Here is a 25539-nt window from a genome sequence, read left to right as displayed (position 1 = left end):
TAAATCCCTTTTATTTTATGTAAGCCTTGCCTGTGTCATAAGGCTTCCTATTTTGCCCTCAAAAGTACGCCATATAATTAACGATTGCAACTAATTTTTATTAAAAAACAATGCGAAATCTTTAGATTAAGGTACTTTCATACGCTTTTGTACATCCATAACATTTCACCCGATCAATACAAGATTTGCATGATCGGGTGAATATATTGCTATTTATTCTTTTATAAGTTCCGGTATTTCAATTGTTGTGCCATATGGTACGTTATTGGGGTTCTTAATAACCTTTGGGTTGTGCTTTACAATGTATGGCCACATTGCTTTTGTACCATAAAAACGCAAGGATACCCTAGTCAAAGTTTCTCCTTCTTTGATTGTATATTTCGTTTTGGTTCCTGTGATTTTATAAGATGCTGAATCTAAATAAACAGATGTAGCAGGTTGCTGTGGAGCTGTCTGGGGTTCTGCTTTGGCAGGAACAGTTTCTTCTTTTTGAGCAACAGGTTGTGTGGTCGTAACAACTTTAGGTATATCAGGAGTTATTTCCTTTATGGTATCCTTCCGTTCAATTGTATCGGAAAGTTGTGCTTCCGGTTGAACGGGTTGAGTTGTCACAGGTGGCATATCCAGGGCGTTCTTGTCAGATGAAGAGGAAAATAAATCCGGGTAATAAATGAATAGGATAACACCTCCACATAATAACAAAACGATTACAATAACAGCTATTAAATAAGGTACAGGAGATTTTTCCTTCACTGGAGCTGTTTTTTTAGAAGTCTGCTGAGATACTTGTTCTGATTTGATCGGTTTAATCGTTTCTTTTTTAGCAGGAGGTATTGTAGGAGCCACAGGTTGCAGATTTGCTTTCATAAGCTCTTGTTCTATAATTTTCTCGGCAGTGATCTCCTCTTTTTTTTCTATTATAGGTGCTGCTGGTCGTTGTTCTACAATTGCTACTTCCTCCTCCGGGACTTCTTCATCTTCCTGCTGTTCGACTTTTTTTTCGATATCAGTTTTTGTGATGGTCTCTTTAGGCTCTGATTGTTCAATAGATGGTTGAACAGTTATTTGCTCTTCCTGAATCAACTCTTCTTCTGAAAGCTCATCATCAGTGCCTTCATATTCCTTTGTTATAGGGGGAGCTGTATTCTCACCAACCTCATTCAAGGCAGTTTGTACTGACGCTTCCTCTCCAGCTTCTTCTTCCTCTGCATTTTCTATTGGAGTATCTTCCAAGATTGTATTTTCATTCAATACAACAGTTTCAAAGTGTGCGAAAGGCTTATTTATTGTATCTCTTAGATTTGCATCCGGAGAAAATGAGACTTTCGTATGTCCCTTTATCTGGAAACGTTCTCCTGTGTTGACATTGACACTTTCCCGGCTATCTACATCAATAAGTTTGAAAGTTCCCAATCCTTTGATTTTTACAGTCTTCTCGTTCTCCAAAGCTTGTTCTATCAAGAGAAAAAACTCTTTAACAAACGCTTCGGCGTCTTTCTTGGTCATGCTATGTTTGGCTGCCAATAAGTCAGTAAGGTCTTGAATTGTTAGTCTTTCATTCATAACGGGAAATTATTTATTTAAACTTATCTTTCAATGTATTGCTAGGTCTATAAGATAGCACTAATTTGGGTGGAACCAACATGCGTTGTTTGCTTGCCGGGTTAATTGAAATTCGTTCCGCTTTCTTTTTTACTTCAAACGAGCCGAATCCTTGAACTGCAATCACATTACCTTCTTCCAATTCTTGTGTCATGCTGGACAACAAAGAACCCATCAATTCGGAAGTATCCTTGATTGTGTATCCCAATCTTTCCGCTAGTTCGGATGTAAATTCCTTATTATTCATAGTCATTTATAATCTTTGCATATAAATCAAAATCGTCTGCATTCGTCACTTCTACCTGATAAAACTGTCCGATCTTAAGTTCTCTCTCTGAACGATTGACCAGCACTTCTGGATCTACTTCCGGTGAATCAAATTCTGTTCGTCCAATATAATAATCTCCTTCCAGACGGTCGATGATAATTTTCATCTGTTTGCCGATTTTTTCCGTACTTAATTCTGCCGAGATACCTTGCTGGATGTTCATCAATTCATCAAGTCTGGCTTGTTTGACCTCTTGTGGAATAGAATCTTCGTATGTTTCTGCAGCATAAGTTCCTTCTTCTTCGGAATATGCAAAAGCTCCCATCCGATCAAAACGTACTTTGCGCACAAACTCTTTAAGCTCTTCGAAGTCTTCCTCGGTTTCTCCCGGATGTCCTACCATTAAAGTTGTTCGCAGGTGAATGCCCGGCACTTCTTTACGAAACTGTTCAATCAGTCGGTAAGTATCCTCTTTGCTCACTTGCCGGCGCATTAATTTCAACATATTGTCACTGATATGCTGAAGAGCAATATCCATATATTTACATACATTATCGCGTTCACGTATAACCCGGAATAAATCCGTTGGGAAATGTGCCGGATAGGCATAATGCAACCGAATCCATTCCACGCCAGGAATATCGGAAATACGTTCAATCAGTTCCGGAAGCATTTGCTTCTTATACCGATCGATCCCATAATAAGTCAATTCCTGTGCGATCACCTGAAATTCTTTCACGCCTTGCGATACCAGGTATCGTACTTCATCCAAAATTTCTTCCATTGGTTTGGAGACATGGTGTCCTGTAATAATGGGAATGGCACAATAAGAACATTTGCGGTCACACCCTTCTGAAATTTTCAGGTAAGCATAATGCTGGGGAGTTGTCAATGTCCGTTCGATATATAACTCATCATGATAGACCTTTCCTAAATCTTGCAAAAGCTCCTTCCAGTTGAACTTGCCATAAAATTTATCTACTTGCGGTATTTCAACAGCCAATTCCTTAAGATAACGTTCGGAAAGACAACCCATCACGAAAAGTTTCTTTAAATCCCCTTCTTCTTTTCTTTCAGCAAATTCCAGAATCATATTTATGGACTCCTCTTTGGCATCACCAATAAAGCCGCACGTGTTAATTACTGCAATTTCTCCTTGTGGATTTTCAGTATCATGGGTTACGCTATATCCGACTTCTTCCAGTTGGCGCATTAACTGCTCGGAGTCAACCAAATTTTTAGAGCATCCTAAAGTGATAATATCTATTCTCTTTCTTTTCATGCGTTCTCTCCAAACAAGGAATCAACGAATTCATTTTTACGGAATACTTGCAGGTCTTCCATGCCTTCACCTAACCCGATATATTTAACAGGAATCTTGAATTGATCGGAAATGCCAATCACAACACCACCTTTAGCGGTTCCGTCAAGTTTAGTGATAGCCATAGCAGTAACTTCGGTTGCCAGAGTGAATTGTTTGGCCTGTTCGAATGCATTTTGTCCGGTGGAACCGTCCAATACCAATAAAACTTCATCTGGTGCATCGGGTACAACCTTCTTCATCACATTCTTGATTTTGGTCAACTCGTTCATCAAGCCCACCTTATTATGCAAACGGCCAGCTGTATCGATTATAACCACATCTGCGTTATTGGCAACGGCAGAACTAAGAGTGTCATAAGCCACAGATGCAGGATCCGCTCCCATTTTCTGTTTGACAACAGGAACTCCTACCCGTTCTCCCCAAATCATTAATTGTTCTACAGCTGCAGCACGGAAAGTGTCGGCAGCTCCCAAATAAACCGATTTACCTGCTTTTTTGAATTGATAAGCCAGCTTACCAATAGTTGTAGTTTTCCCTACTCCATTCACTCCCACAACCATGATGACATAAGGTTTCCTTGTAATGGGTACATCAAAATCAGCTACATCATTCGAGTTATTTTCGGTAAGCAAAGCGGCTATTTCGTCACGTAATATAAGATTCAGTTCTTGAGTATTCACATACTTATCGGCCGCAGCGCGTTTCTCGATGCGTTTGATAATATTTAAAGTTGTTTCTACACCTACGTCAGATGTGATCAGTACTTCTTCCAGATTATCCAACACTTCATCGTCTACTTTTGACTTACCAGCCACAGCACGAGCAATTTTACTAAATACGCTCTCTTTGGTTTTAGATAATCCTTTATCTAAAGTTTCCTTCTTCTCTTTTGAAAAAAAACTAAAAAATCCCATATTGACACTTGTTTGTATAATACATTTGCTACAAAGATATAACAAAGGATTGGAAAAGTAAAAAAAGAAGCAATAAAAAATCCCCTCATTGTTTGCCAATGAGAGGATTTTGCAGTTATAGCGTATATGCTATTTCGATTATTTTTTGAAAAAGTCTTGTACTTTTTCGTTCGGAACCATTTGTTCATCAAAAACGTATGCTCCAGTTTTCGGAGATTTTACCATTTTGATAACCTTGGTATAAGCACGACCTTCTTTAGAACCTTCGTGCAAACTTGCTACTGTTTTCTTTGCCATGGGTTATACTACTTTTATTATTTAATTTCCTTGTGTACTGTTACTCTCTTCAGAATTGGGTTGTATTTTTTCAACTCAAGTCTTTCTGTAGTATTCTTTCTGTTCTTAGTTGTGATATAACGAGATGTTCCCGGCATTCCACTGTCTTTGTGTTCTGTACATTCCAGAATCACTTGTACTCTGTTACCTTTTGCTTTCTTTGCCATTGTAAGTTTTCTCCTCTACGTTTAGCCGATTACTTTAATGCTTTTCCAATCACAATAACCTTTAGCCACTGCTTCAGTCAGCGCAGCATCCAGTCCTTTTTTGTTGATAATACGCAACCCGTTAGCGCAAAGGCTAAGGCTGATCCAACAATCCTGTTCTACATAATAGAACTTTTTGTTAAACAAGTTCAAATCAAAGGTTCTTTTAGTTCTTCTCTTTGAGTGTGAAACATTGTTGCCAATCATGGCTTTCTTTCCGGTAATTTGACAAATCTTCGACATTTCTATCTTATTTTTATAGTTTTATATCTATACTTATTTCAAACAGGACGCAAAGTAAGCACTTTTATCCGTATAAAACAAGAATTTCTTAAAATAATTCACTTCTAGGCACCTATTTTTCTTTATTTGAGTAAATCACGGAGCATTAATAGGGCATTATTGCCAGCTCTTTCAATATTCATGCTTCTTCCGCGGTTTGTTTCCTGTTTGTAAGTATGAATTTCGTTTTTATAACCAGCAGCTATCCAAACAGTTCCCACCGGTTTCTCCGGAGTACCACCTCCGGGGCCTGCTATCCCTGAAGTAGCAATAGCACAGTCTGTTTTTAATGCTTTCATCGCACCTTTTACCATTTCAATCACAGTTTCCTCACTGACAGCTCCATACCGTTTTAATGTTTCGGAGGAAACGTGCAAAAGCCCCATTTTCACTTCATTAGAGTAGGCCACTACACTTCCATTAAAATATTCAGAACTGCCGGCGATGGAAGTCAACCGTGCGGCAATACTGCCCCCGGTACAACTTTCTGCGGTGGAAACGGTCAATTTCTTCTTTTTTAAAAGCTCACCGACTATAACCTCCAATGGTGTATCTTCTTCACTGAAAATATCTTCGCCAAGTATTTCCTCTAATTTTAACTTTTCACGTTCAAGAAGAACTTTTACTTCTTCTCTGTTTTGTCCTCGTCCTGTCAGTCTAAGACGGATAATGCCAAGTTTGGGTAGATATGCCAATTTAATGCATTCTGGTAAAGCGTTCTCCCACGATTCTAACTTTTCGGCTAATACAGATTCCGGATAGTGCTGTACAAGAAATGTTTGATGCATAATAACATCCGTTTGAAATCTATCGTGCAGCTTAGGTAACACGCTTTCTGTCATTACAGCAATCATTTCTTGTGGAACGCCCGGCATGGAAACAAGTATCTTGCCATCCCTCTCGAACCAACTGACAGAAGCACTTCCCACAGGATTATTTATTACCGTACAATTTTTCGGAACCATTGCCTGGCTTTTATTGAGTGCATTCATTGGTATTTTTCCTGCCAGTACCCGTTTAACGTTTTCGAATACTTCTTCGTTGAAAACCAGTTCTGTATGGAAGTATTTGCATAAAGTCTGTTTGGTAATATCGTCTTTGGTAGGGCCGAGTCCTCCGGTTACTAAAACAATATTCACCCTTTTCATCGCATTATCAATCGCTTCCATGATTTCTTCTTCCCGGTCACGGATTGAAACAATACGAAGAACTTCAATGCCTATTTTATTTAATTCCTGCCCCATCCAAGCAGAATTAGTATCGACAACCTGCCCTATCAGCAGTTCATCGCCAATGGTTATTATTTCGGCAAACATACTTCTTAATTTTATCCTATTATATATAAGGTATACTTATTATAATGTTACACGGGAATAAGCCGGAAGATCAATAGAACAAAAGTCCTTATCCAGGTATTTGAAATATCCGGTAATGGCAATCATTGCTGCATTATCGGTAGTATAACTGAATTTAGGGATGAAAATATTCCAACCATATTTCTCGGCGTGTTCTCGGAAAGCATTGCGTAATCCGTTATTTGCTGAAACTCCTCCGGCTACTGCTATTTCATTAATTTTATATTCTTTGGCAGCTTTCCGTAATTTATCCATCAGAATGTCCACTACAGTAGCTTCCAATGATGCTGCAAGGTCTACTTTATGGTGCTCTATAAAATCTGGATCATCTTTTAGCCAGTTGCGTAATGAATATAAAAAGGAAGTTTTCAATCCGCTAAAACTGTAGTCTAAACCGGGAATATGCGGTTTGCTGAATGTAAAAGCTTTCGGATTTCCCTGGCGTGCCAACTTGTCAATGATTGGTCCACCCGGATAGCCAAGTCCCATCACTTTAGAACATTTATCAATTGCTTCACCTGCCGCATCGTCAATAGTTTGTCCGAGGATCTCCATATCATTATAGGCTTTTACCAATATGATTTGTGAATTTCCTCCAGATACCAGCAAACAAAGAAATGGGAAAGCAGGCTTTTTTTCTTCTTCTCCTTCCACTTTAATAAAATGAGCTAAAACATGTCCGGTCAAGTGATTGACGTCAATCATTGGAATATTCAAAGAACGAGCGAACCCTTTTGCAAAGGAGACTCCGACAAGCAAAGACCCCATCAATCCTGGACCACGAGTGAAAGCTACTGCACTCAACTCTTCTTTGGTGACACCGGCACGTTTTAATGCTTCATGTACTACCGGTACGATGTTTTGTTGGTGTGCCCGTGAAGCCAATTCGGGTACTACTCCGCCGTATGCTTCATGTACGGCTTGACTTGATACCACATTTGACAGCAAATAACCATCCTTGATTACGGCTGCCGACGTATCGTCACAGGAGGATTCAATTCCTAAAATTATTGCACTCATAAGTATTTAAACTATTAAACGGTGCAAAAGTAATCATAAAACTACGATTCGTAACGAACTATTTTATATTTTTGTTCGCAAAATAAAAGTTATCGCATATCAGAACGCTGAAAAAGACTGTACGCTGGGTAGTTGGTATTGTACTGGGAGTATATATCGGAACTATTGTTTTGCTGAATATACCAAGCATTCAGCAAACAATGAGTGTATTTGTGGCTAAAGAACTTTCCGAAGTTTTAAACACAAAGGTAGTGATTGGTAGAATTAATATCGGTCTATTGAACCGTATTATTATTGATGATGTATTGCTTGACGATCAAAATGGTCAGGAAATGCTCAAAGTCACCCGTTTATCCGCCAAGTTTGATATTATGCCTTTCTTTAAAGGAAAGATATCCGTTAGCAGTGTTCAGCTCTTTGGATTTAATATCAATCTCCGGAAAGAGACTCCGGAATCTCCTCCTAATTTTAAATTTGTTTTGGATGCTTTTGCTTCCAAAGATACGGTAAAGAAAGAAAATTCACTTGATTTACGAATTAACTCCATCCTGATTCGTCGTGGAAGGATGTCCTATCATGTGTTATCGGAACAGGAAACACCGGGAAAGTTTAACGCCAAACATATTCAGCTTCAAAATATCATAGCCAATATATCGCTGAAGGCCTTAAGTAAGGACTCTTTGAATTTAGGAATCAAGCGATTGAGCCTTGATGAAAAAGCTTCCGGCTTTTCCTTGAAAAAAATGAGTTTGAAACTGGTTGCCAATAATAAGCAGACAAACATTGATAATTTTACTATAGAGTTACCCGAAACATCTCTTAGGTTGGATACCATTCATTTAGAGTATGATAGTTTGAAAGCTTTTGACCGTTTTACAGAACAAGTGCATTTCTCTTTCCGTACTTTGCCGTCGCAAGTTACTCTAAAAGATATTTCTCCTTTTGTCCCTATCCTATCGCATTTCAAGGAACCGGTGGCATTGGATATGGAGGTGAAGGGAACTGTGGATCAGTTGACTTGTTCGCATTTGGAAATTACGGCCGACGACCGTCAGTTTCGCCTGCGAGGGGATGTGTCACTTCAGGATTTGTCGCGTCCACAAGATGCGTATGTATATGGAACACTTTCCGAGCTTTCGGCCAATACTCGTGGAGTCGGCTTCTTAGTGCGTAATTTGAGTTACAATTATAATGGAGTTCCTCCGCTTCTCGAACGTTTGGGAAACGTAAGTTTTCAGGGAGAGATTTCAGGATACTTCACGGACCTAGTTACTTATGGGCAATTACAAACGAGTCTTGGATATGTAAAAACTGACTTGAAATTGAGTTCTGACAAGGCTAAAGGACTGTTTGCATATTCCGGTGCTATCAAAACTGAAGATTTCCAGCTAGGTAAGTTATTGGATAATGAGGAGCTGGGAGAAATCACTTTCAATTTGGACGTACATGGCCGGCATATTGCCGAGCAGTTGCCTGCCGTGGAATTGAAAGGATTGATCGCTTCGGTAGATTATAGCAGATATAGATATGAGAATATCACATTGGATGGAGAATACAAACAAGGTGGATTTAATGGTAAAGTAGCGTTGGATGACCCCAATGGATCGATTTATCTGAATGGAGATGTAAATGTTGCATCCAAAGTGCCTACTTTCAATTTTCTTGCAGTAGTCAATAAAGTGCGCCCACATGATTTGAATCTTACGACCAAATACCCAGATGCGGAGTTCTCTTTAAAGCTGAAAGCTAATTTCACGGGTGGATCAGTGGATGAGATGATTGGAGAAATCAATGTGGATAGTTTGGAGTTTACAGCTCCGGATAAAGCATATTTTATGCAGAATATGAATATTCGGGCTACCAAACAGAACGGTGAGAACCAACTAAGATTGACTTCTGAATTCTTGAAAGCAAGTATAGAAGGTAAATTCCAGTACCACACATTACCTGCCAGTATTCTGAATATTATGCGGAAGTATGTGCCATCTTTGATATTACCTCCCAAGAAGCCGATTGAAACACATAACAATTTTCAGTTTGATGTACATATATATAATACGGACATTTTATCTACAATTTTTGATATACCGTTGACAGTGTATACTCATTCCACATTGAAGGGATATTTCAATGATGCCTTACAACGCTTGCGTGTAGAAGGATATTTTCCCCGTCTGCAATATAAAAATAACTTTATTGAGTCGGGCATGATCCTGTGCGAGAATCCTGCTGATCATATTCGTGCACGGGTTCGTTTGACTTCTTTGAAAAAGAAAGGGGCAGTCAATCTATCCTTGGATGCACAGGCTAAAGATGATAATGTCAGTACGACATTGAATTGGGGGAATAATGCTGCAGTGACATATAGCGGGCAATTGGCTGCCGTTGCCAAATTTCTACGTACAAGCGGAGAAAAACCATTGTTGAAAGCGATGGTAGATGTAAAACCTACTGATGTTATTTTAAATGATACTCTTTGGAAGATACATGCTTCACAAGTGGTGGTCGATTCAGGCAGGGTGGATGTGAATAACTTCTACTTTAGCCATCAGGATAGATATGTACGTATTAACGGCCGGCTCTCCGAGAATCCTAAAGATACTGTAAAGGTTGATTTAAAAGATATAAATATGGGATATGTATTTGATATTGCAAGCATATCCGATGATGTGAATTTTGAAGGTGATGCAACGGGAACAGCTTATGCAAGCGGAGTGCTAAAGAAGCCTATTATGAATACCCGTTTATATATAAAGAACTTTTCACTTAATCAGGGTCGCTTGGGTGATTTGGATATTTATGGTGAGTGGGATAACGAAAATAGAGGTATCCGGTTGGATGCATCCATTCAGGACATATCCCCTTCTCCGTCACGCGTCACAGGTATTATTTATCCATTGAAACCCGAAAGCGGACTTGATTTAAATATTGAAGCAAATGAATTGAACTTAAAATTCCTCGAACATTATATGAAGTCTATTGCCAATGATATTAAAGGACGGGGGACAGGAAAAGTACATTTCTATGGAAAATTCAAAGGATTGAATTTGGATGGTGCGGTTATGACAGACGCTTCCATGAAGTTTGATATCTTGAACACACATTTTGCTGTAAAAGATACGATTCATCTGGCTCCTACCGGATTGACATTTAATAATATACATATATCCGACATGGAAGGACATACGGGGAGAATGAATGGATATTTGCATTTCCTGCATTTTAAAAACTTAAACTATCGTTTTGAGATACAGGCAAATAATATGCTTGTGATGAATACGAAGGAATCGACAGATATGCCTTTCTATGGTACGGTATACGGTACCGGAAACGTATTACTTGCCGGAAATGCCACACAAGGACTGGATGTAAACGTGGCTATGACAACAAACCGAAATACTACCTTTACTTATATTAATGGTAGTGTAGCATCGGCTACCAGTAATCAGTTTATTAAGTTTGTAGATAAAACGCCCCGTCGTACTATTCAGGATTCTATTCAGATAATCTCATATTACGAACAAATACAGCAAAAACGCCAGGCAGAAGAAGAACAGAAAACGGATATCCGTTTGAATATTCTGGTGGATGCAACTCCCGATGCTACTATGCGAATTATCATGGACCCTATTGCCGGAGACTATATCAGCGGAAAAGGTACGGGAAATATTCGAACGGAATTTTATAATAAAGGTGATGTGAAGATGTTTGGGAATTATCGGATTAATCAGGGAGTATATAAATTTAGCTTACAGGAAGTAATCCGTAAGGACTTTATAATCAAGGATGGAAGTACAATAACGTTCAATGGTGCACCTCTGGATGCTAACATGGATATACAAGCTTCATATACAGTGAATTCGGCTTCTTTGAATGACTTGATACCAGATGCTTCGGCTATTATCCAACAACCCAATGTACGTGTAAATTGTATCATGAATTTAAGTGGTATGCTGGTACGTCCGACTATCAAGCTGGGTATAGAGCTTCCAAATGAAAGGGATGAAATACAAACATTGGTACGTAACTATATCAGTACAGAAGAGCAGATGAATATGCAGATCCTTTACCTGTTGGGTATTGGTAAGTTTTATACGGAAGATGCACGGAATAATAATCAAAATTCTAATGTGATGTCTTCGGTGCTCTCATCTACCCTCTCCGGCCAGTTGAACAATGCACTTTCACAAGTCTTTGAAACGAATAACTGGAATATAGGTACGAATTTGAGTACGGGTGATAAAGGTTGGACGGATATGGAAGTGGAAGGTATTCTGTCGGGACAATTATTAAATAACCGTTTATTGATAAACGGAAACTTCGGTTATCGGGACAATCCGATGGCTAATACTAACTTTGTAGGAGACTTTGAAGCAGAATGGTTGATTACCCGTTCGGGAGATATCCGCCTGAAGGCTTATAATGAGACGAATGACCGCTATTATACTAAAACGAATTTGACTACACAAGGAGTAGGTATCATGTATAAGAAGGACTTCAATAAATGGAGTGATCTATATTTTTGGAATAAATGGCGGTTGCGTAATAAGCGCAAACGGGAAGAAGCAGAAAAGGTGAAACCGCAACAGACGGACAGTATCACTGATAAAACAGCTAAATCGGCAGTAAAGAGAAATCATTCGCAACAGCAATAAACAATAAACGATGACATGATTCCAAGCGGATATGTCATCGTTTATTATAATGAGAATTATGTGATCGGGATCATGTGAATCTTTGATATTCCGTTATGAATGATATCCACTTCCGTATATCCGAAATCCCAGTCATTTCTATCTTGTTCTATTTTAAAAGGTTTAGAAGTCAATATCAATCAAATTGAATTTCAAGTCGAACTTCAATTCCGTACGGTTGGACAGTTTTACTTCATAATCTTTTTTATCCCTCTCTATTTTCAGGATTTTAGCATCGGGGTAATTGGTCGTTACATATTTTTGAATTGTTGCAGGGATAATAGCTGCAGGTACCGCACTATATTTGCAATTCACTTCTTTCCAGTTACCTTTGTTATCAAATTCTACTTTATCACCATTAGTGAAAATCACTTCATAACTTTTATAGAAGAAATCACTTTCCATTTTGGCTAATGCCACTTTGCTGTCGGCAAAATGCTGTTTGATAAACTGTTGTGCCTGTTGTGGCATTTGAGTTACCTGAATAGGTTTGTCGTCATCTGCACGAGCTACTGTTTGCAAAGTAAAAAGACATACTAATAAGAATACTAACTTTTTCATAATCGTTGTTTTTTAAATATTGGTTTTTACTACTATTATTAATTTCACATTGCAAAGATGAAAGGAGAATCTGAAAAGATTTGGGAATTTTGAGAATTATCGAAAAAAAAATCTCATAAAAATATAGTGACGCTATCCGGTTAACATAGCGTCACTATATATAAAGGATACCGTCACCATCCTATAAGGATAGCGTCACTATAATTTCTTCCTGAAATTAGATTCTTTATGATTCTTTTAAAACTACTAATATACACATCGTTTATTTTTGCACACACGAATTTGACAATATTCATATAAAATAACCATAAGAACTTTTTTATGACTATGAGAACAAATTATTTTTTATTGTTAGCTATTCTATTGGGGGTTATTCCCATGAGTTACACACACGCTAATGATTCAATACCTAAAAGCGTGATTTTGTACACACCTTACACAAAAATTTCCGTATCACCCGGAGCGTCAATTGATTATAGTATTGATCTTATCAACAACACAGACCAGTTGACGAATGCTAATCTTTCTGTCAGCGGATTATCAGCAAGTTGGAAACACGAAATGAAATCCGGTGGCTGGAGCCTTAGCCAGCTGTCGGTACTTCCCAAAGAGAAAAAGACTTTTAATTTAAAAGTCGAAGTCCCATTAAAGGTGAACAAAGGCAACTATCATTTTGTGGTATATGCCGGAAACGCTAAACTTCCTTTGGATGTGGTGGTTGCTCAAAAAGGAACATACCAAACTGAATTTACTACTGACCAGCCCAATATGCAGGGAAATTCGAAATCAACCTTCACTTTCAGTGCTACTTTAAAGAATCAGACCGCCGATCAGCAGCTATATGCTTTGATGGCCAATGCCCCCAGAGGGTGGAATGTAGTTTTTAAGCCGAACTACAAACAAGCCACTTCTGCACAAGTAGAAGCAAACAGTACACAGAATGTAAGTATAGATATTACCCCTCCTGCCAATGTCGAAGCCGGCAGCTATAAGATTCCGGTACGTGCCGCTACAGGTTCAACTTCTGCCGAATTGGAACTGGAAGTAGTTGTCACCGGTTCTTATCAAATGGAACTGACTACTCCTCGCGGGTTATTGAGCACAGATGTCACAGCTGGTGATGTGAAGAAAATAGAGTTGGAAGTAAGAAACACTGGTTCCTCATTACTGAAAGATATTCAGTTGTCTGCCAATAAACCTGCAGACTGGGAAGTTACTTTTGAACCTTCAAAGGTTGACGCATTAAAAGCTGGAGAGACATCAACAGTAATGGCTACTTTGAAAGCTTCTAAAAAAGCGCTGCCCGGGGACTATGTGACTACTATCATGGCTAAAACTCCTGAAGTAAATGCCGACGCGCAGTTCAGAATTGCGGTAAAAACTCCGATGATATGGGGATGGGTAGGTGTACTTATCATCATTGCTACTATCGGTGTGGTTTACTATCTGTTCCGTAAATATGGAAGGAGGTAAATTATGGGCGAACAAGTGATCGTACTTACCGATTTGACCAAACAATATGGTAATTTCACTGCTGTAGATCATATTCGCCTGAATATCCGAAAAGGGGAAATCTTCGGATTGTTGGGACCAAATGGTGCCGGAAAATCAACTACTATTTTAATGATGCTAGGATTGACGGAGCCTACTTCGGGAACTGTTGAAATCTGTGGAATAAATTCCACCACACATCCTATTGAAGTAAAAAGGAGGATAGGTTATTTGCCTGAAGATGTAGGATTTTATGATGATATGACAGGACCGGAGAACTTGATTTATACAGCGCGATTAAATGGTATTCCTGATAAGGAGGCGAAAACCAAAGCTATGGAACTGATGAAGCGGGTAGGCCTTGAAGACCAGTTAACCAAAAAGACCGGAAAATATTCTCGTGGTATGAGACAGCGGTTGGGATTGGCTGACGTGCTTATTAAAAATCCGGAGATTATTATCCTCGATGAACCGACTTCAGGAATTGACCCGGCCGGTGTTCAGGAGTTTATCGAACTGATTCGCTGGTTGAGTAAAGAAGAGGGGTTGACTGTACTTTTCTCTTCCCATCACTTGGATCAAGTACAGAAAGTGTGCGACCGGGTTGGTTTGTTTAGTAATGGCCAATTACTTGCGTTGATCGATATGGCAGAACTGAAAGATAAGAAACAGGAATTGTCTGATATTTATAACCATTATTTTGAGGAAGGAGGAGAAAGACATGAATAAAGTCAATCATCCTTTTTGGGTTATCGTCAACAAGGAAATTTCCGACCATGTCAAAAGTTGGCGTTTCATTATATTAATAGGTATTATAGCGCTTACCTGCATGGGGTCGTTATATACGGCACTCACAAATATTGGTGAAGCTATCAAGCCTAATGACCCGGACGGTTCGTTTCTTTTCCTGAAGTTGTTTACAGTTTCAGATGGGACTCTTCCCTCTTTTGTTCTGTTTATTAACTTCTTAGGACCTTTATTGGGAATCGCTTTGGGATTTGATGCTGTCAACTCCGAACAAAATAAAGGAACATTGAGCCGTATGCTATCCCAGCCTATTCATCGCGATTGCATTATCAACGCGAAGTTTGTGGCAGCTCTAATTGTAATAGGCATTATGCTGTTTGTATTGGGCTTTTTGGTAATGGGCTGTGGATTGATTGCCATTGGCATTCCTCCTACAGCAGAAGAGTTTTGGAGAATTGTTTTCTTCATCATAACCAGTATCTTTTATGTAGCATTTTGGCTGAATTTAGCTATTTTGTTTTCACTCCGTTTTCGTCAGGCGGCGACTTCTGCATTGGCATCGGTGGCTGTTTGGTTGTTCTTTAGCGTATTTTATACCATGATTGTTAATTTGGTGGCAAAAGGTTTGAGTCCGTCACAGATGGCGTCGCCTTATCAGATTATCAGTTATCAGAAGTTTATTTTAGGGTTGATGCGTTTGGCTCCGAGTGAATTGTTTAATGAAGCTACTACTACATTATTGATGCCTTCTGTTAGAAGTTTGGGACCATTGACTATGGAACAGGTGCAGGGAGCTATTCCTAGTCCGCTTCCGTTGGGACAAAGTCTTTTAGTCGTATGGCCGCAACTGACGGGACTGATTGCAGCAACAGTCATCTGCTTTGCTATCTCTTATATCATGTTTATGAGGAGAGAAATACGATCCCGATAATTACTCACCATAAAAGACGCAGAGGACACGGAGAAATAAGTTAAATGAATATACCTGGTGGCTCGGATGATGATTACCGATAGGTTATTCACTTTTATTCCGTGTCCTTTGTGTTTTCTGAATAAAAATTATTGTCTGGAGATTTCGAAGCAGTGCTCTTTCTGTTCGAAGTAATATCTTATATTCAAGTGTTGCAGACGACAGATAGAATCGGCTATTGCTAACCCCAAACCTGTAGATCCTTCCTTTTTAGTTCCTTGATAGAAACGTTCGAAGATATGTTCCCTTTCCAACGGATTTTCTACTCCCGAATTTCGGAAAGTAATGCTGTTTTTGGTGACAGTGATTCGGATATGTCCCCCGTCTATGTTATGTACAAATGCATTTTTTAGGAGATTCGTGAGTAAAGCAACAGCCAAAGATTCGTTCATTGTCACATTGAAAATGTCTTGTTCATCGATAGTCGCTTCTATGTTACGATAATCGTAAACTTCTTCGTAATCTTGCAGATACTGTTTGAGAAGTCCATTTAGTTCCAATTGCTTGGTATCCGTAAACTGGCCATTGTCAATTTTGGTAAGCAATAGTAGAGATTTATTTAATTTAGTGATGTATTCTAAAGTCTGATGGGTTTTCATCAGCTCTTCCAGTTGTTTTTCTGATAACGAATCATCTTCCATCAACATTTCCAATCGGTTGCGGCAGATAGCAAGTGGAGTTTGTATTTCATGTGAAGCATTTCCGATAAATTGTTTTTGTTGTTCGAACATCTGCTCCGTACGTTCTACATAACGAATTGCAGCCTCATTTAATTTTCGGAACTCCGTGATCTGGGTTTCGTTACTCAACGGCTTATTTTTTTTTCCTGTTTGATAACCATCCAGCCAATGAAGAAGTACATAGAGTGGTCGCATATTCCGATAGAACACCCATACGGAAATGACAATAATGCAGAATAACAGAGCTACATACAAAAATATAATCCATACTTGGATGGCATCTCTCAAATCATCTTTTTCAATGCTGGGTGTCGATACTGTCAGTTCGTGGTATCGCCCTTCATCGTCTTTAAAGATAGTAGTAAGAATACGTGCCGGTTCGGTTTCCCCTTTTTCTTCAATATATACCATAGAGTCTTTATACTGAATATCCTCCCGGCTTTCCGCATACTCTTTGCTTACTTCCATCATGTAATATTGATTGTTGGAGCCATTGGTTTTAGAAGGCAACTCCTCTCCTGCTAATGCCCGGACAATAATGGTTTCCGAATAATCTTCCAGAGCGTCATCCATTTCATCGTTGACTTCATCGATCATCGTAACATAAAAAAAGATAGCCCAGACTGTTAATATCAGGGTCAAAGCAAGTGTAATACGAAGAATGATGTAATATATTAATTTCATGGACAATAATCTCTTTCTTTTTTATTCTACTACCATTTTATACCCAAATCCATAGACTGCTTTGATTTCAATATTTGCACCCGAATCCTTGAGCTTTTTGCGAAGATTTTTAATCTGCGCATATATGAAGTCAAAATTATCGACCTGATCGATATGGTCTCCCCATACTGACTCGGCCAAAGTGTTTTTATTGATTAATCTTCCGGGACGATTGATAAAATATAACAGGATGTCATACTCTTTTCTATTTAGCTCCACTTCTTGATCGTTGACAAATACACGATATTTATCCGGCTCTATCCGTACATTGCCTTGGCGGATATCAATCTCTCCGTCATGCTGATGGCGACGAATCACGCTTTTAATTCGTGCGTTTAGTTCAACCAAATGAAATGGCTTCGGTAAATAATCGTCTGCCCCCAGTTCTAAACCTAAAACTTTGTCTTCCAAGGAGTCCTTTGCGGAAATAATAATTACGTTCTCTCGCTTATGGAGAGCTTTCAGTCGTTCAAGAAGATCGAGTCCGCTTCCGTCTGGTAGCATGATGTCCAATAAGATACAATCATAGTCGTAATCTTCAATTTTGCGTATAGCAGAATTAAAGTCACCGGCTGTTTCCACAACGTAACGTTCTTTTTCAAGTGAACATTGAATCAGTTCTCTCAAAGAGGGTTCGTCTTCTACAATCAATATCTTCATAATTTTGTCTCCTTTCTTTTTTGCATACTACAAAGAAAAGGGATATTTCTGAAATAAAACTGAAATGGATTGAAAAAAGAGTTTGAAAATAACTATTGAATGTCCAATGAACTATTAGGACAGGCAACAAATTATATAATATGGAAGGAAAAAAGAAAAGGATGAAAGCGATTGAATCGTTCCCATCCTTTTTATAATTACGCGCGGATTCTATTTAATAAGAACGTGCAAATATCACGCGGCAAGCAGATGGTTTACCTGTTACCATACATTTACCCGGTTCTTTATCTCCCGGAACAAATGACTCGAACGGAATACAACGAATGGTTGCTTTGGTTTCTTCCTTAATCTTTTCTTCTGTTTCAGTAGTTCCATCCCAATGAGCCAGAATAAATCCACCTTTTTCGATTTTTTCTTTAAATTCGTCGTAGGTGTCTACTGTTGTAATCTTGGAGTTGCGGTAGTCCAATGCTTTCTTGTAGATATTAGCCTGCATTTCTTCAAGCAAGTTCTGAACATACGTTTCAATGCCTTCACAAGTAATCGTTTCTTTTTCCAGTGTATCACGGCGCATCACTTCCATAGTGTTATTTTCAAGATCACGACCACCCATAACCAAACGAACAGGTACACCTTTCAATTCATAATCAGCGAATTTGAAGCCCGGACGTTTGTTATCTGCATTATCATATTTCACAGAGATACCCAATGCTTTCAACTTAGCTACAATGCCTTCTACTTTAGCATTGATTTGTTTCAGTTGTTCGTCATTCTTATAGATAGGAACGATCACTACCTGAATCGGAGCCAAATGTGGAGGTAATACCAAGCCGTTGTCATCCGAGTGAGTCATAATCAATGCACCCATCAAACGAGTAGAAACACCCCATGAAGTAGCCCAAACGTACTCCATCTTATTTTCTTTATTAACGAACTGAACATCAAATGCCTTTGCAAAGTTTTGTCCCAAGAAGTGGGAAGTACCACTTTGCAATGCTTTTCCGTCCTGCATCATGGCTTCTATTGTGTAAGTGTCAAGTGCGCCTGCAAAACGTTCATTGGCTGATTTCACTCCCTTTACAACAGGAACGGCCATATATTTTTCTGCAAATTCACCATATACATTCAACATTCTGATTGCTTCTTCCTCTGCTTCTTCGCGGGTAGCATGAGCGGTATGGCCCTCTTGCCACAGGAATTCGGCAGTACGCAGGAAAAGACGGGTACGCATTTCCCAACGGAAAACGTTAGCCCATTGGTTGCAGAGAATAGGCAGGTCACGGTATGACTGAATCCAGTTCTTATAAGTATTCCAGATGATTGTTTCTGATGTCGGACGGATAATTAATTCCTCTTCCAATTTAGCTGCAGGATCTACTACAACTCCTGAACCGTCTTCTGCATTCTTCAAGCGGTAATGTGTTACTACGGCACACTCTTTCGCAAACCCTTCTACGTGTTCTGCTTCGCGGCTTAAGAATGATTTCGGGATTAATAGCGGGAAATATGCATTTACGTGTCCTGTTTCTTTGAACATGTCGTCCAATTGACGTTGCATTTTCTCCCAGATAGCGTATCCGTAAGGCTTAATCACCATACATCCGCGCACGGCAGATTGTTCTGCCAAATCAGCTTTTACCACCAAATCGTTATACCACTGTGAGTAGTTTTCACTACGTTTGGTAAGGTCTTTCAGTTCTTTTGCCATTATATTTTTCTATTTAAAGTTTTCTTGAGTGTTAAAACAGGTTGCAAAAATACGAAAAATGCATGAACTGCCCTATTCTTCATGCATTAATTTTCTAAAGTCATGTGCTTCTTAGTACATATCTCATTTTTCATATTCGTTATATAATTGCATCCGCGACCATGCTTGTTCAGTATAGTGCCTTTTTGAGAACTAAAGGCACTATGACCCGATGAAAAGGTTTTATACAAAAGAAATAAGCTTTTCCTACCCGATTATGGTATTTTACTAGTGTGGTAACCTCAATTATTTGTTTTCCTGTTTCCAATGGTGTAATGAAAATATCAACATAAAACAGTAAATGTTTATCGTCTTTTTTTAGAATGGCTTCTTGCTTGTCTTCCTCTATAATAAGTTCTTCACTTTCAATAGCTTTAGTTTCTATACCGAAGGGTTTAACTAAACAGGCCCTTATTGCATACAACATTTGGAGCCAAGCGGGGTTATGAGCAAAGACTTTTAAAATAATATCTTTAGGAGACAGATAGTTTTCTGTAACTTCTATGGAAAAACTGTCACTGTAATCTACGGGGAGATATTTCTCTATTTTCTTAGCCATATTGGTTATTTGATTAGGTTTATTCTATAAATGTTTAGTTAGGTTTACTTCGAGATAAAACCATAGAAAAAGGGGGAAATAAAAAAACAGGCAGTTTATTTATGATAACCACCTGATTTTCAAAAGAGCGGTAAACGAGGCTCGAACTCGCGACCTGCGGCTTGGGAAGCCGCCGCTCTACCAACTGAGCTATTACCGCATATTTACTACATTGCTCGATTCAAAGTATCTTGTGAAATGGTGATGCAAAGGTAAACATAATTTTTATATCTCAAATAAAATCGTAGAAATTTTAATGCAAGAAAAAAGTGATAGTTTTAGTCTCTAGCAAAATAAATAAGATTTAGAAACAAATAGATGCTTTATGAACTGTTGGGTAGCTTCCTTCTAAAGGAACGGAGCTTTTCATTTAAAAATAGAATATCTTATAAAAGAGTATTGAAACCCTCTTTTGTTGTATTGATATATTTTTTCTAATGAACAAACCTCTCTTTTCATCTGTTAGAATATCTCAAATTCAGATATAACCTAACCAGTATGAAAAAAAATAAGCGACTTTGTATACTATTGACTTTGTGTTTTTCCATCGGTCAGATAAATGCACAGACAGCATTAAGTTTCGAAGAATCACTGCATCTGTTGAATCAAGGAAATCAAAGTCTGAAAATAGCAGATAAGAGTATTGAGATTGCGAAGGCTGAACGTGATAAGTTGAATGCTTTCTGGTATCCCAGTCTTCAGTCTACAGGTGCGTTTGTACACATGTCGGAGAAGATCGAAGTCAAACAGCCTTTGTCGCAGTTTACTGATCCAGCTAAAGACTTTGTACATTCCATTATTCCGGATGACCAGATCATTTCGTCTATACTAGATCAAATTGGGGCAAATACCCTTATATTTCCTTTGACTCCAAGAAATTTGACAACTGTTGATTTATCAGCCGAGTGGGTACTCTTTTCTGGTGGTAAGCGTTTTCGTGCTACCAATATCGGAAGAACGATGGTCGATTTAGCACGAGAAAGCCGGGCACAGGTATCGGCTAACCAGCAAACCCTGTTGGTTGAAAGTTATTATGGGCTTCGGCTGGCACAACAAATAGTGACTGTTCGTGAAGAAACTTATAATGGATTGAAGAAACATTATGAAAATGCCTTGAAATTAGAAGCGGCAGGAATGATTGACAAAGCAGGCAGGCTTTTTGCCCAAGTAAATATGGACGAAGCCAAACGTGCATTGGAAGCTGCGCGGAAAGAAGAAACAGTAGTGCAAAGTGCTTTAAAAGTTTTGCTGAATAAAAAGGATACAGATAGCAATATCATTCCTACCTCTCCACTTTTTATGAATGATTCACTACCGCCTAAAATGCTTTTTGATCTTTCTGTAAACAGCGGTAACTATACACTCAACCAATTACAGTTACAACAACATATTGCCAAACAGGAAGTACGGATTGCTCAAAGCGGATATCTGCCGAATATAGCCCTTTTCGGAAAACAGACCTTGTATTCGCACGGTATTCAGAGTAATTTGTTGCCACGTACCATGGTAGGTATTGGCTTTACATGGAATCTCTTTGACGGACTGGATCGTGAGAAGAAAGTACGGCAATCGAAATTGACGGAACAAACACTGGCTTTAGGGCAGATGAAGGCTCGTGATGATTTGGCTGTTGGTGTAGATAAGCTTTATACGCAATTGGAAAAGGCACAGGATAATGTAAAAGCTTTAAATGCCACAATTGCTTTAAGCGAAGAACTGGTTCGTATCCGAAAGAAATCTTTCACAGAAGGAATGGCAACTTCTACTGAAGTTATTGATGCTGAAACCATGCTTGCCAGTGTAAAAGTAGCTCGCTTGGCAGCGTATTATGAATATGATGTGGCACTTATGAATCTGCTCTCGCTTTGTGGCACACCAGAACAATTTGCAAACTATCAACCTAAACCGTAACAAACAATGAAACCAACTAGTAAAACCCTATCATGGGCTTTTGTCATCATTCTTCTGGCTGTCGGTATTTTCACCGGCCTGGGAGTTATATTAATGCATAAACAGTCGCTGGTCCTGCAAGGGCAGGCTGAAGCAACAGAAATCCGTATCAGTGGAAAACTTCCCGGTCGTATCGATACTTTTTTCGTTCAGGAGGGTGATTGGGTACACCAGGGCGATACTCTTGTCGTTATTAATAGCCCTGAAGTACATGCCAAGTATCAACAAGTGAATGCATTGGAACAAGTAGCAGTACAGCAGAACAAGAAAATAGATGCCGGAACCCGTCGTCAGATTGTGGCTACCGCATTGCAGTTATGGAATAAAACGAAGAGTGATCTTACCCTCGCTCAAACAACTTATAACCGTATTCTCACTTTATATAAGGACAGTGTTGTCACTTCTCAAAGGAAGGATGAAGTGGAAGCGATGTATAAAGCGGCTGTAGCAGCCGAACGCGCCGCATATGAACAGTATCAGATGGCTGTAGATGGTGCACAGAAAGAAGATAAAGCATCAGCTGCCAGTATGGTGGATGCTGCGCGAAGCACGGTGGAAGAAGTTTCGGCCTTGCTGGTCGACTCCCGATTGACAGCTCCGGAAAGCGGACAAATAGCAACGATCTTTCCTAAACGCGGAGAATTGGTTGCGCCGGGAACTCCCATTATGAACTTGGTGGTTATGGATGATATACATGTCGTTCTTAACGTACGGGAAGATCTGATGCCACAGTTTAAAATGGACGGAACATTCGTAGCAGATGTACCTGCCATCGGTAAAGAAAATATAGAGTTCAAAATCTATTATATAAGTCCGTTAGGTAGTTTTGCTACCTGGAAATCAACCAAGCAGACCGGAAGTTATGACCTACGTACATTTGAGATTCATGCGCGTCCGACCCAAAAAGTAGATGGCTTGCGTCCCGGTATGTCCGTGTTATTGACTTTAGACTAATTGACATCAAATAAACCAGAGAATGGATGAATCGCAAACATATTCCCCTTTTCGTTCCGTATTGTTAAGAGAGTGGCAGCGAATGACTTCACGGCGCCTTTATTTTGGCGTCTGCATTGTCTTGCCGTTGTTCACCCTTTTCTTTATGGCTACTATTTTTGGCAACGGACAGATGGAAAATATTCCTATCGGTATTGTCGATCAGGATAACACTGCTACTTCCCGGGCTATTGCCAGGAATATCTCGGCTGTACCGACTTTTAAAGTGACAAAGCATTTTGCAAATGAAGCGGCTGCCCGTGAATCTGTACAAAAGAAAGAGATTTATGGTTATCTTTCCATACCTCCCCAATTTGAGCAAGATGCTATCACCGGAAAGGATGCAACACTCTCCTACTATTATCACTATGCATTATTGTCGGTAGGCGGTGAGTTGATGGCGGCATTCGAAACATCATTAGCTCCGGTGGCTCTTTCCCCTGTGGTGATGCAAGCCGTGGCTCTCGGAGTAGAACAGAATCAGATTACCACCTTTTTATTGCCAGTGCAGGCTAATAACCATCCGATATATAATCCAAGTTTGGATTATTCGGTATATTTGAGTCAGCCCTTTTTCTTTGTTTTGTTTCAAGTCTTGATCTTGTTGATTACTGTTTATACGGTCGGCATTGAAATTAAATTCCGTACAGCAAATGCTTGGTTGACGACTGCTAAAGGCAATATAGTAACTGCTGTTTTGGGCAAGTTATTGCCTTATACCATTATATATATTCTGATAGGGTGGTTAGCTAATTATGTTATGTTCGGTATCTTGCATATTCCTTTCCAGGGGAGTTGGTGGTTAATGAATATTATGACTGTGCTTTTCATCATTGCGACACAGGCTTTAGGGCTGTTTTTATTTTCGCTGTTTCCGGCAATTTCACTGGTGATAAGCGTAGTCTCTATGGTAGGTTCTTTGGGAGCTACCTTGTCCGGGGTGACCTTTCCGGTTCCCAATATGTATCCTTTGGTGAGGGATGCTTCCTACTTGTTTCCCGTCCGCCATTTTACGGAGATGATGCAAACCATGCTTTATGGAGGCGGTGGTTTTATTCATCTTTGGCCATCGGCTGTGATACTTTGTATCTTTCCGTTGCTGGCCCTATTGTTGCTTCCCCATTTAAAACGAGCTATAGAAAGTCATAAGTATGAAAACATTAAGTAAGTTACAACAGTTATCATTCATCATTCGTCGTGAATTTCTAGCTATCAGTACCAGTTATGCTGTTCTGCTTGTGTTGATGGGAGGAATCTTTGTCTACGGATTACTCTACAATTACATGTATGCACCGAATATTGTAACCGATGTTCCTGTTGCCGTAGTCGATAATTCGCATAGCGAATTGAGTCGTGATTTTATCCGTTGGCTGGATGCTACTCCCCAAGCAGAGATTTATAGCCAGGCGATGGACTATCACGAAGCAAAAGAATGGATGAAAGAAGGCAAAGTACAGGGAATTCTCTATTTGCCTCATGATTTTGAGAAGCGAGTGTTCCGGGGAGATGAAGCCGTATTTTCCCTTTATGCGACTACTGATGCTTTCTTGTATTTCGAAGCTTTGCAGGGGGCTTCATCACGTGTCATGCTAGCTATTAATGACAAATACAGGCTGGATGAAGCGGTATTTCTTCCACCACAAGGGTTGCTTGCCGTAGCTATGGCAAAACCGATCAATGTAGAAGGAACTGCACTTTACAATTACACGGAAGGCTATGGTTCTTATCTTATTCCCGCAGTTATGATGATTATAATCTTCCAAACTTTATTGATGGTTATTGGTATGCTGACTGGAGAAGAGCACAGTAGCAGAGGAATCCGCGTTTACTCTCCTTTTGGATATGGCTGGGGAGTTGCCATTCGTATAGTGGCGGGAAAAACATCCGTATACTGTGCTCTTTATGCTATTTTTGCTTTCTTTCTATTAGGTCTGCTCCCCCACTTTTTCAGCATTCCTAATATTGGAAACGGATTATACATTGTACTATTATTGATTCCATATCTGATGGCGACCTCTTTTCTAGGATTGGCAGCTTCCAGGTATTTTACGGATTCAGAAGCTCCCCTACTCATGATCGCCTTCTTCTCTGTAGGATTAATCTTTCTTTCCGGAGTTTCCTATCCGATGGAACTAATGCCTTGGTATTGGAAAGTTGCACATTACATTCTTCCGGCTGCACCGGGCACACTTGCCTTTGTGAAATTGAATTCTATGGGAGCCAGTATGGCGGATATCAGACCGGAATATATAACCCTTTGGATACAAGTACTTATTTATTTTATAATAAGTATATGGGTTTACAAGAAGAAACTGGATTCTGATCCGATTCATTAAATTAACAAAAACAAAACATGTGCTAATTATGACACATGATCAAAGAATACTTTCAAATAAATCAACTTCTCGATGTAAATAA

The 25539-nt window shown here is 39.3% G+C and carries 22 protein-coding genes and 1 tRNA gene; 8 read left to right on the top strand and 15 right to left on the bottom strand.

What is annotated here, in order from left to right:
- Positions 1-213: 213 nt before the first annotated feature.
- From GD631_RS15450 to tsaD, 9 genes are all read right to left on the bottom strand, one after another.
- The gene (locus GD631_RS15450) at positions 214-1563 is read right to left on the bottom strand and encodes an HU family DNA-binding protein (protein ID WP_143260318.1); all 1350 of its coding nucleotides are present in this window, start codon (positions 1561-1563) and stop codon (positions 214-216) included.
- Positions 1564-1576: 13 nt separating this feature from the next.
- On the bottom strand, positions 1577-1849 hold the full coding sequence (locus tag GD631_RS15445; protein ID WP_049703368.1) for an HU family DNA-binding protein: 273 nt from the start codon (positions 1847-1849) through the stop codon (positions 1577-1579).
- The gene (rimO, locus tag GD631_RS15440) at positions 1842-3152 is read right to left on the bottom strand and encodes a 30S ribosomal protein S12 methylthiotransferase RimO (RefSeq protein WP_143260317.1); all 1311 of its coding nucleotides are present in this window, start codon (positions 3150-3152) and stop codon (positions 1842-1844) included. The genes GD631_RS15445 and rimO overlap by 8 nt, the downstream gene beginning before the upstream one ends.
- Complete coding sequence (gene ftsY, locus GD631_RS15435; RefSeq protein ID WP_143260316.1) at positions 3149-4108, bottom strand: signal recognition particle-docking protein FtsY; 960 nt, start codon at positions 4106-4108, stop codon at positions 3149-3151. The genes rimO and ftsY overlap by 4 nt, the downstream gene beginning before the upstream one ends.
- Before the next feature lie 138 nt (positions 4109-4246).
- Positions 4247-4405 carry a DUF4295 domain-containing protein gene (locus tag GD631_RS15430; protein ID WP_004295982.1) on the bottom strand — a complete coding sequence of 53 codons (159 nt, stop codon included), beginning with the start codon at positions 4403-4405 and terminating at the stop codon, positions 4247-4249.
- A 17-nt stretch (positions 4406-4422) separates the two neighbouring features.
- Positions 4423-4611, bottom strand: a complete 189-nt coding sequence (rpmG, locus tag GD631_RS15425) for a 50S ribosomal protein L33 (RefSeq protein WP_002560155.1) — start codon at positions 4609-4611, stop codon at positions 4423-4425.
- Positions 4612-4632: 21 nt separating this feature from the next.
- Positions 4633-4893: a 50S ribosomal protein L28 gene (gene rpmB, locus GD631_RS15420; RefSeq protein WP_004314359.1), complete on the bottom strand. Its 261-nt coding sequence runs from the start codon at positions 4891-4893 to the stop codon at positions 4633-4635.
- Positions 4894-5015: 122 nt separating this feature from the next.
- A complete protein-coding gene (locus GD631_RS15415; RefSeq protein ID WP_143260315.1) occupies positions 5016-6248 on the bottom strand; it encodes a competence/damage-inducible protein A in 1233 nt (410 codons plus the stop codon).
- Between the two features lie 39 nt (positions 6249-6287).
- Entirely contained in the window at positions 6288-7307 is a 1020-nt protein-coding gene (gene tsaD / locus GD631_RS15410) for a tRNA (adenosine(37)-N6)-threonylcarbamoyltransferase complex transferase subunit TsaD (protein WP_143260314.1), read from the bottom strand.
- 200 nt (positions 7308-7507) lie between these two features.
- Between tsaD and GD631_RS15405 the strand changes: the two genes are divergently transcribed.
- The gene (locus tag GD631_RS15405) at positions 7508-11962 is read left to right on the top strand and encodes a translocation/assembly module TamB domain-containing protein (RefSeq protein WP_143260313.1); all 4455 of its coding nucleotides are present in this window, start codon (positions 7508-7510) and stop codon (positions 11960-11962) included.
- Positions 11963-12124: 162 nt separating this feature from the next.
- Here GD631_RS15405 and GD631_RS15400 read toward each other — a convergent pair whose 3' ends face one another.
- Positions 12125-12562: a PepSY-like domain-containing protein gene (locus GD631_RS15400; protein WP_143260312.1), complete on the bottom strand. Its 438-nt coding sequence runs from the start codon at positions 12560-12562 to the stop codon at positions 12125-12127.
- Between the two features lie 321 nt (positions 12563-12883).
- On the opposite strand from GD631_RS15400, the gene GD631_RS15395 reads away from it, so the two are divergent.
- From GD631_RS15395 to GD631_RS15385, 3 genes are read left to right on the top strand one after another with little or no spacing between them, the layout of a single operon-like run.
- Positions 12884-14035: a COG1470 family protein gene (locus GD631_RS15395; protein WP_143260311.1), complete on the top strand. Its 1152-nt coding sequence runs from the start codon at positions 12884-12886 to the stop codon at positions 14033-14035.
- Between the two features lie 3 nt (positions 14036-14038).
- Positions 14039-14782 carry an ABC transporter ATP-binding protein gene (locus tag GD631_RS15390; RefSeq protein ID WP_143260310.1) on the top strand — a complete coding sequence of 248 codons (744 nt, stop codon included), beginning with the start codon at positions 14039-14041 and terminating at the stop codon, positions 14780-14782.
- Complete coding sequence (locus tag GD631_RS15385) at positions 14775-15731, top strand: ABC transporter permease (protein ID WP_007752792.1); 957 nt, start codon at positions 14775-14777, stop codon at positions 15729-15731. The genes GD631_RS15390 and GD631_RS15385 overlap by 8 nt, the downstream gene beginning before the upstream one ends.
- 128 nt (positions 15732-15859) lie before the next feature.
- Here the strand turns inward: GD631_RS15385 and GD631_RS15380 are convergent, their stop codons facing one another.
- The 5 genes from GD631_RS15380 to GD631_RS15360 form a co-directional block, all read right to left on the bottom strand.
- Positions 15860-17134 (bottom strand): sensor histidine kinase, encoded by a 1275-nt coding sequence (locus tag GD631_RS15380; protein ID WP_143260309.1) that lies wholly within the window; start codon positions 17132-17134, stop codon positions 15860-15862.
- A 21-nt stretch (positions 17135-17155) separates the two neighbouring features.
- Positions 17156-17833, bottom strand: a complete 678-nt coding sequence (locus tag GD631_RS15375) for a response regulator transcription factor (protein WP_143260308.1) — start codon at positions 17831-17833, stop codon at positions 17156-17158.
- A gap of 214 nt (positions 17834-18047) precedes the next feature.
- On the bottom strand, positions 18048-19541 hold the full coding sequence (gene proS, locus GD631_RS15370) for a proline--tRNA ligase (protein ID WP_143260307.1): 1494 nt from the start codon (positions 19539-19541) through the stop codon (positions 18048-18050).
- 169 nt (positions 19542-19710) lie between these two features.
- On the bottom strand, positions 19711-20139 hold the full coding sequence (locus tag GD631_RS15365) for a DUF2867 domain-containing protein (RefSeq protein WP_143260306.1): 429 nt from the start codon (positions 20137-20139) through the stop codon (positions 19711-19713).
- Positions 20140-20265: 126 nt separating this feature from the next.
- Positions 20266-20338 (bottom strand) — tRNA-Gly (locus GD631_RS15360).
- A gap of 338 nt (positions 20339-20676) precedes the next feature.
- Between GD631_RS15360 and GD631_RS15355 the strand changes: the two genes are divergently transcribed.
- Genes GD631_RS15355 through GD631_RS15340 form a run of 4 tightly spaced genes read left to right on the top strand, consistent with a single transcriptional unit; the run spans position 20677 to position 25457 of the window.
- The gene (locus GD631_RS15355) at positions 20677-22089 is read left to right on the top strand and encodes a TolC family protein (RefSeq protein ID WP_143260305.1); all 1413 of its coding nucleotides are present in this window, start codon (positions 20677-20679) and stop codon (positions 22087-22089) included.
- A 6-nt stretch (positions 22090-22095) separates the two neighbouring features.
- Positions 22096-23082, top strand: coding sequence for an HlyD family secretion protein (locus GD631_RS15350; RefSeq protein WP_143260304.1), 987 nt, complete (start codon positions 22096-22098; stop codon positions 23080-23082).
- A gap of 22 nt (positions 23083-23104) precedes the next feature.
- Positions 23105-24289, top strand: a complete 1185-nt coding sequence (locus GD631_RS15345; RefSeq protein ID WP_143260303.1) for an ABC transporter permease — start codon at positions 23105-23107, stop codon at positions 24287-24289.
- On the top strand, positions 24273-25457 hold the full coding sequence (locus GD631_RS15340) for an ABC transporter permease (protein WP_143260302.1): 1185 nt from the start codon (positions 24273-24275) through the stop codon (positions 25455-25457). Before GD631_RS15345 ends, GD631_RS15340 begins: the two co-directional genes overlap by 17 nt.
- Positions 25458-25539: the final 82 nt, after the last annotated feature.

The sequence above is a fragment of the Bacteroides luhongzhouii genome (assembly GCF_009193295.2).
Classification (GTDB): Bacteria; Bacteroidota; Bacteroidia; order Bacteroidales; family Bacteroidaceae; genus Bacteroides; species Bacteroides luhongzhouii.
This window is presented reverse-complemented; position numbering and strand designations above follow the sequence as displayed.

Bases quoted from the DNA above. Each gene is read 5' to 3' on its own strand.
- GD631_RS15355 (WP_143260305.1), top strand. From the start codon at position 20,677: ATGAAAAAAAATAAGCGACTTTGTATACTATTGACTTTGTGTTTTTCC.
- rpmB (WP_004314359.1), bottom strand. From the start codon at position 4,893: ATGTCGAAGATTTGTCAAATTACCGGAAAGAAAGCCATGATTGGCAAC.
- GD631_RS15395 (WP_143260311.1), top strand. From the start codon at position 12,884: ATGACTATGAGAACAAATTATTTTTTATTGTTAGCTATTCTATTGGGG.
- GD631_RS15365 (WP_143260306.1), bottom strand. From the start codon at position 20,139: ATGGCTAAGAAAATAGAGAAATATCTCCCCGTAGATTACAGTGACAGT.
- GD631_RS15380 (WP_143260309.1), bottom strand. From the start codon at position 17,134: ATGAAATTAATATATTACATCATTCTTCGTATTACACTTGCTTTGACC.
- GD631_RS15340 (WP_143260302.1), top strand. From the start codon at position 24,273: ATGAAAACATTAAGTAAGTTACAACAGTTATCATTCATCATTCGTCGT.
- GD631_RS15430 (WP_004295982.1), bottom strand. From the start codon at position 4,405: ATGGCAAAGAAAACAGTAGCAAGTTTGCACGAAGGTTCTAAAGAAGGT.
- proS (WP_143260307.1), bottom strand. From the start codon at position 19,541: ATGGCAAAAGAACTGAAAGACCTTACCAAACGTAGTGAAAACTACTCA.
- GD631_RS15415 (WP_143260315.1), bottom strand. From the start codon at position 6,248: ATGTTTGCCGAAATAATAACCATTGGCGATGAACTGCTGATAGGGCAG.
- GD631_RS15400 (WP_143260312.1), bottom strand. From the start codon at position 12,562: ATGAAAAAGTTAGTATTCTTATTAGTATGTCTTTTTACTTTGCAAACA.
- GD631_RS15450 (WP_143260318.1), bottom strand. From the start codon at position 1,563: ATGAATGAAAGACTAACAATTCAAGACCTTACTGACTTATTGGCAGCC.
- GD631_RS15375 (WP_143260308.1), bottom strand. From the start codon at position 17,833: ATGAAGATATTGATTGTAGAAGACGAACCCTCTTTGAGAGAACTGATT.
- GD631_RS15445 (WP_049703368.1), bottom strand. From the start codon at position 1,849: ATGAATAATAAGGAATTTACATCCGAACTAGCGGAAAGATTGGGATAC.
- GD631_RS15350 (WP_143260304.1), top strand. From the start codon at position 22,096: ATGAAACCAACTAGTAAAACCCTATCATGGGCTTTTGTCATCATTCTT.
- rimO (WP_143260317.1), bottom strand. From the start codon at position 3,152: ATGAAAAGAAAGAGAATAGATATTATCACTTTAGGATGCTCTAAAAAT.
- GD631_RS15345 (WP_143260303.1), top strand. From the start codon at position 23,105: ATGGATGAATCGCAAACATATTCCCCTTTTCGTTCCGTATTGTTAAGA.
- tsaD (WP_143260314.1), bottom strand. From the start codon at position 7,307: ATGAGTGCAATAATTTTAGGAATTGAATCCTCCTGTGACGATACGTCG.
- rpmG (WP_002560155.1), bottom strand. From the start codon at position 4,611: ATGGCAAAGAAAGCAAAAGGTAACAGAGTACAAGTGATTCTGGAATGT.
- GD631_RS15390 (WP_143260310.1), top strand. From the start codon at position 14,039: ATGGGCGAACAAGTGATCGTACTTACCGATTTGACCAAACAATATGGT.
- ftsY (WP_143260316.1), bottom strand. From the start codon at position 4,108: ATGGGATTTTTTAGTTTTTTTTCAAAAGAGAAGAAGGAAACTTTAGAT.
- GD631_RS15405 (WP_143260313.1), top strand. From the start codon at position 7,508: ATGAGTGTATTTGTGGCTAAAGAACTTTCCGAAGTTTTAAACACAAAG.
- GD631_RS15385 (WP_007752792.1), top strand. From the start codon at position 14,775: ATGAATAAAGTCAATCATCCTTTTTGGGTTATCGTCAACAAGGAAATT.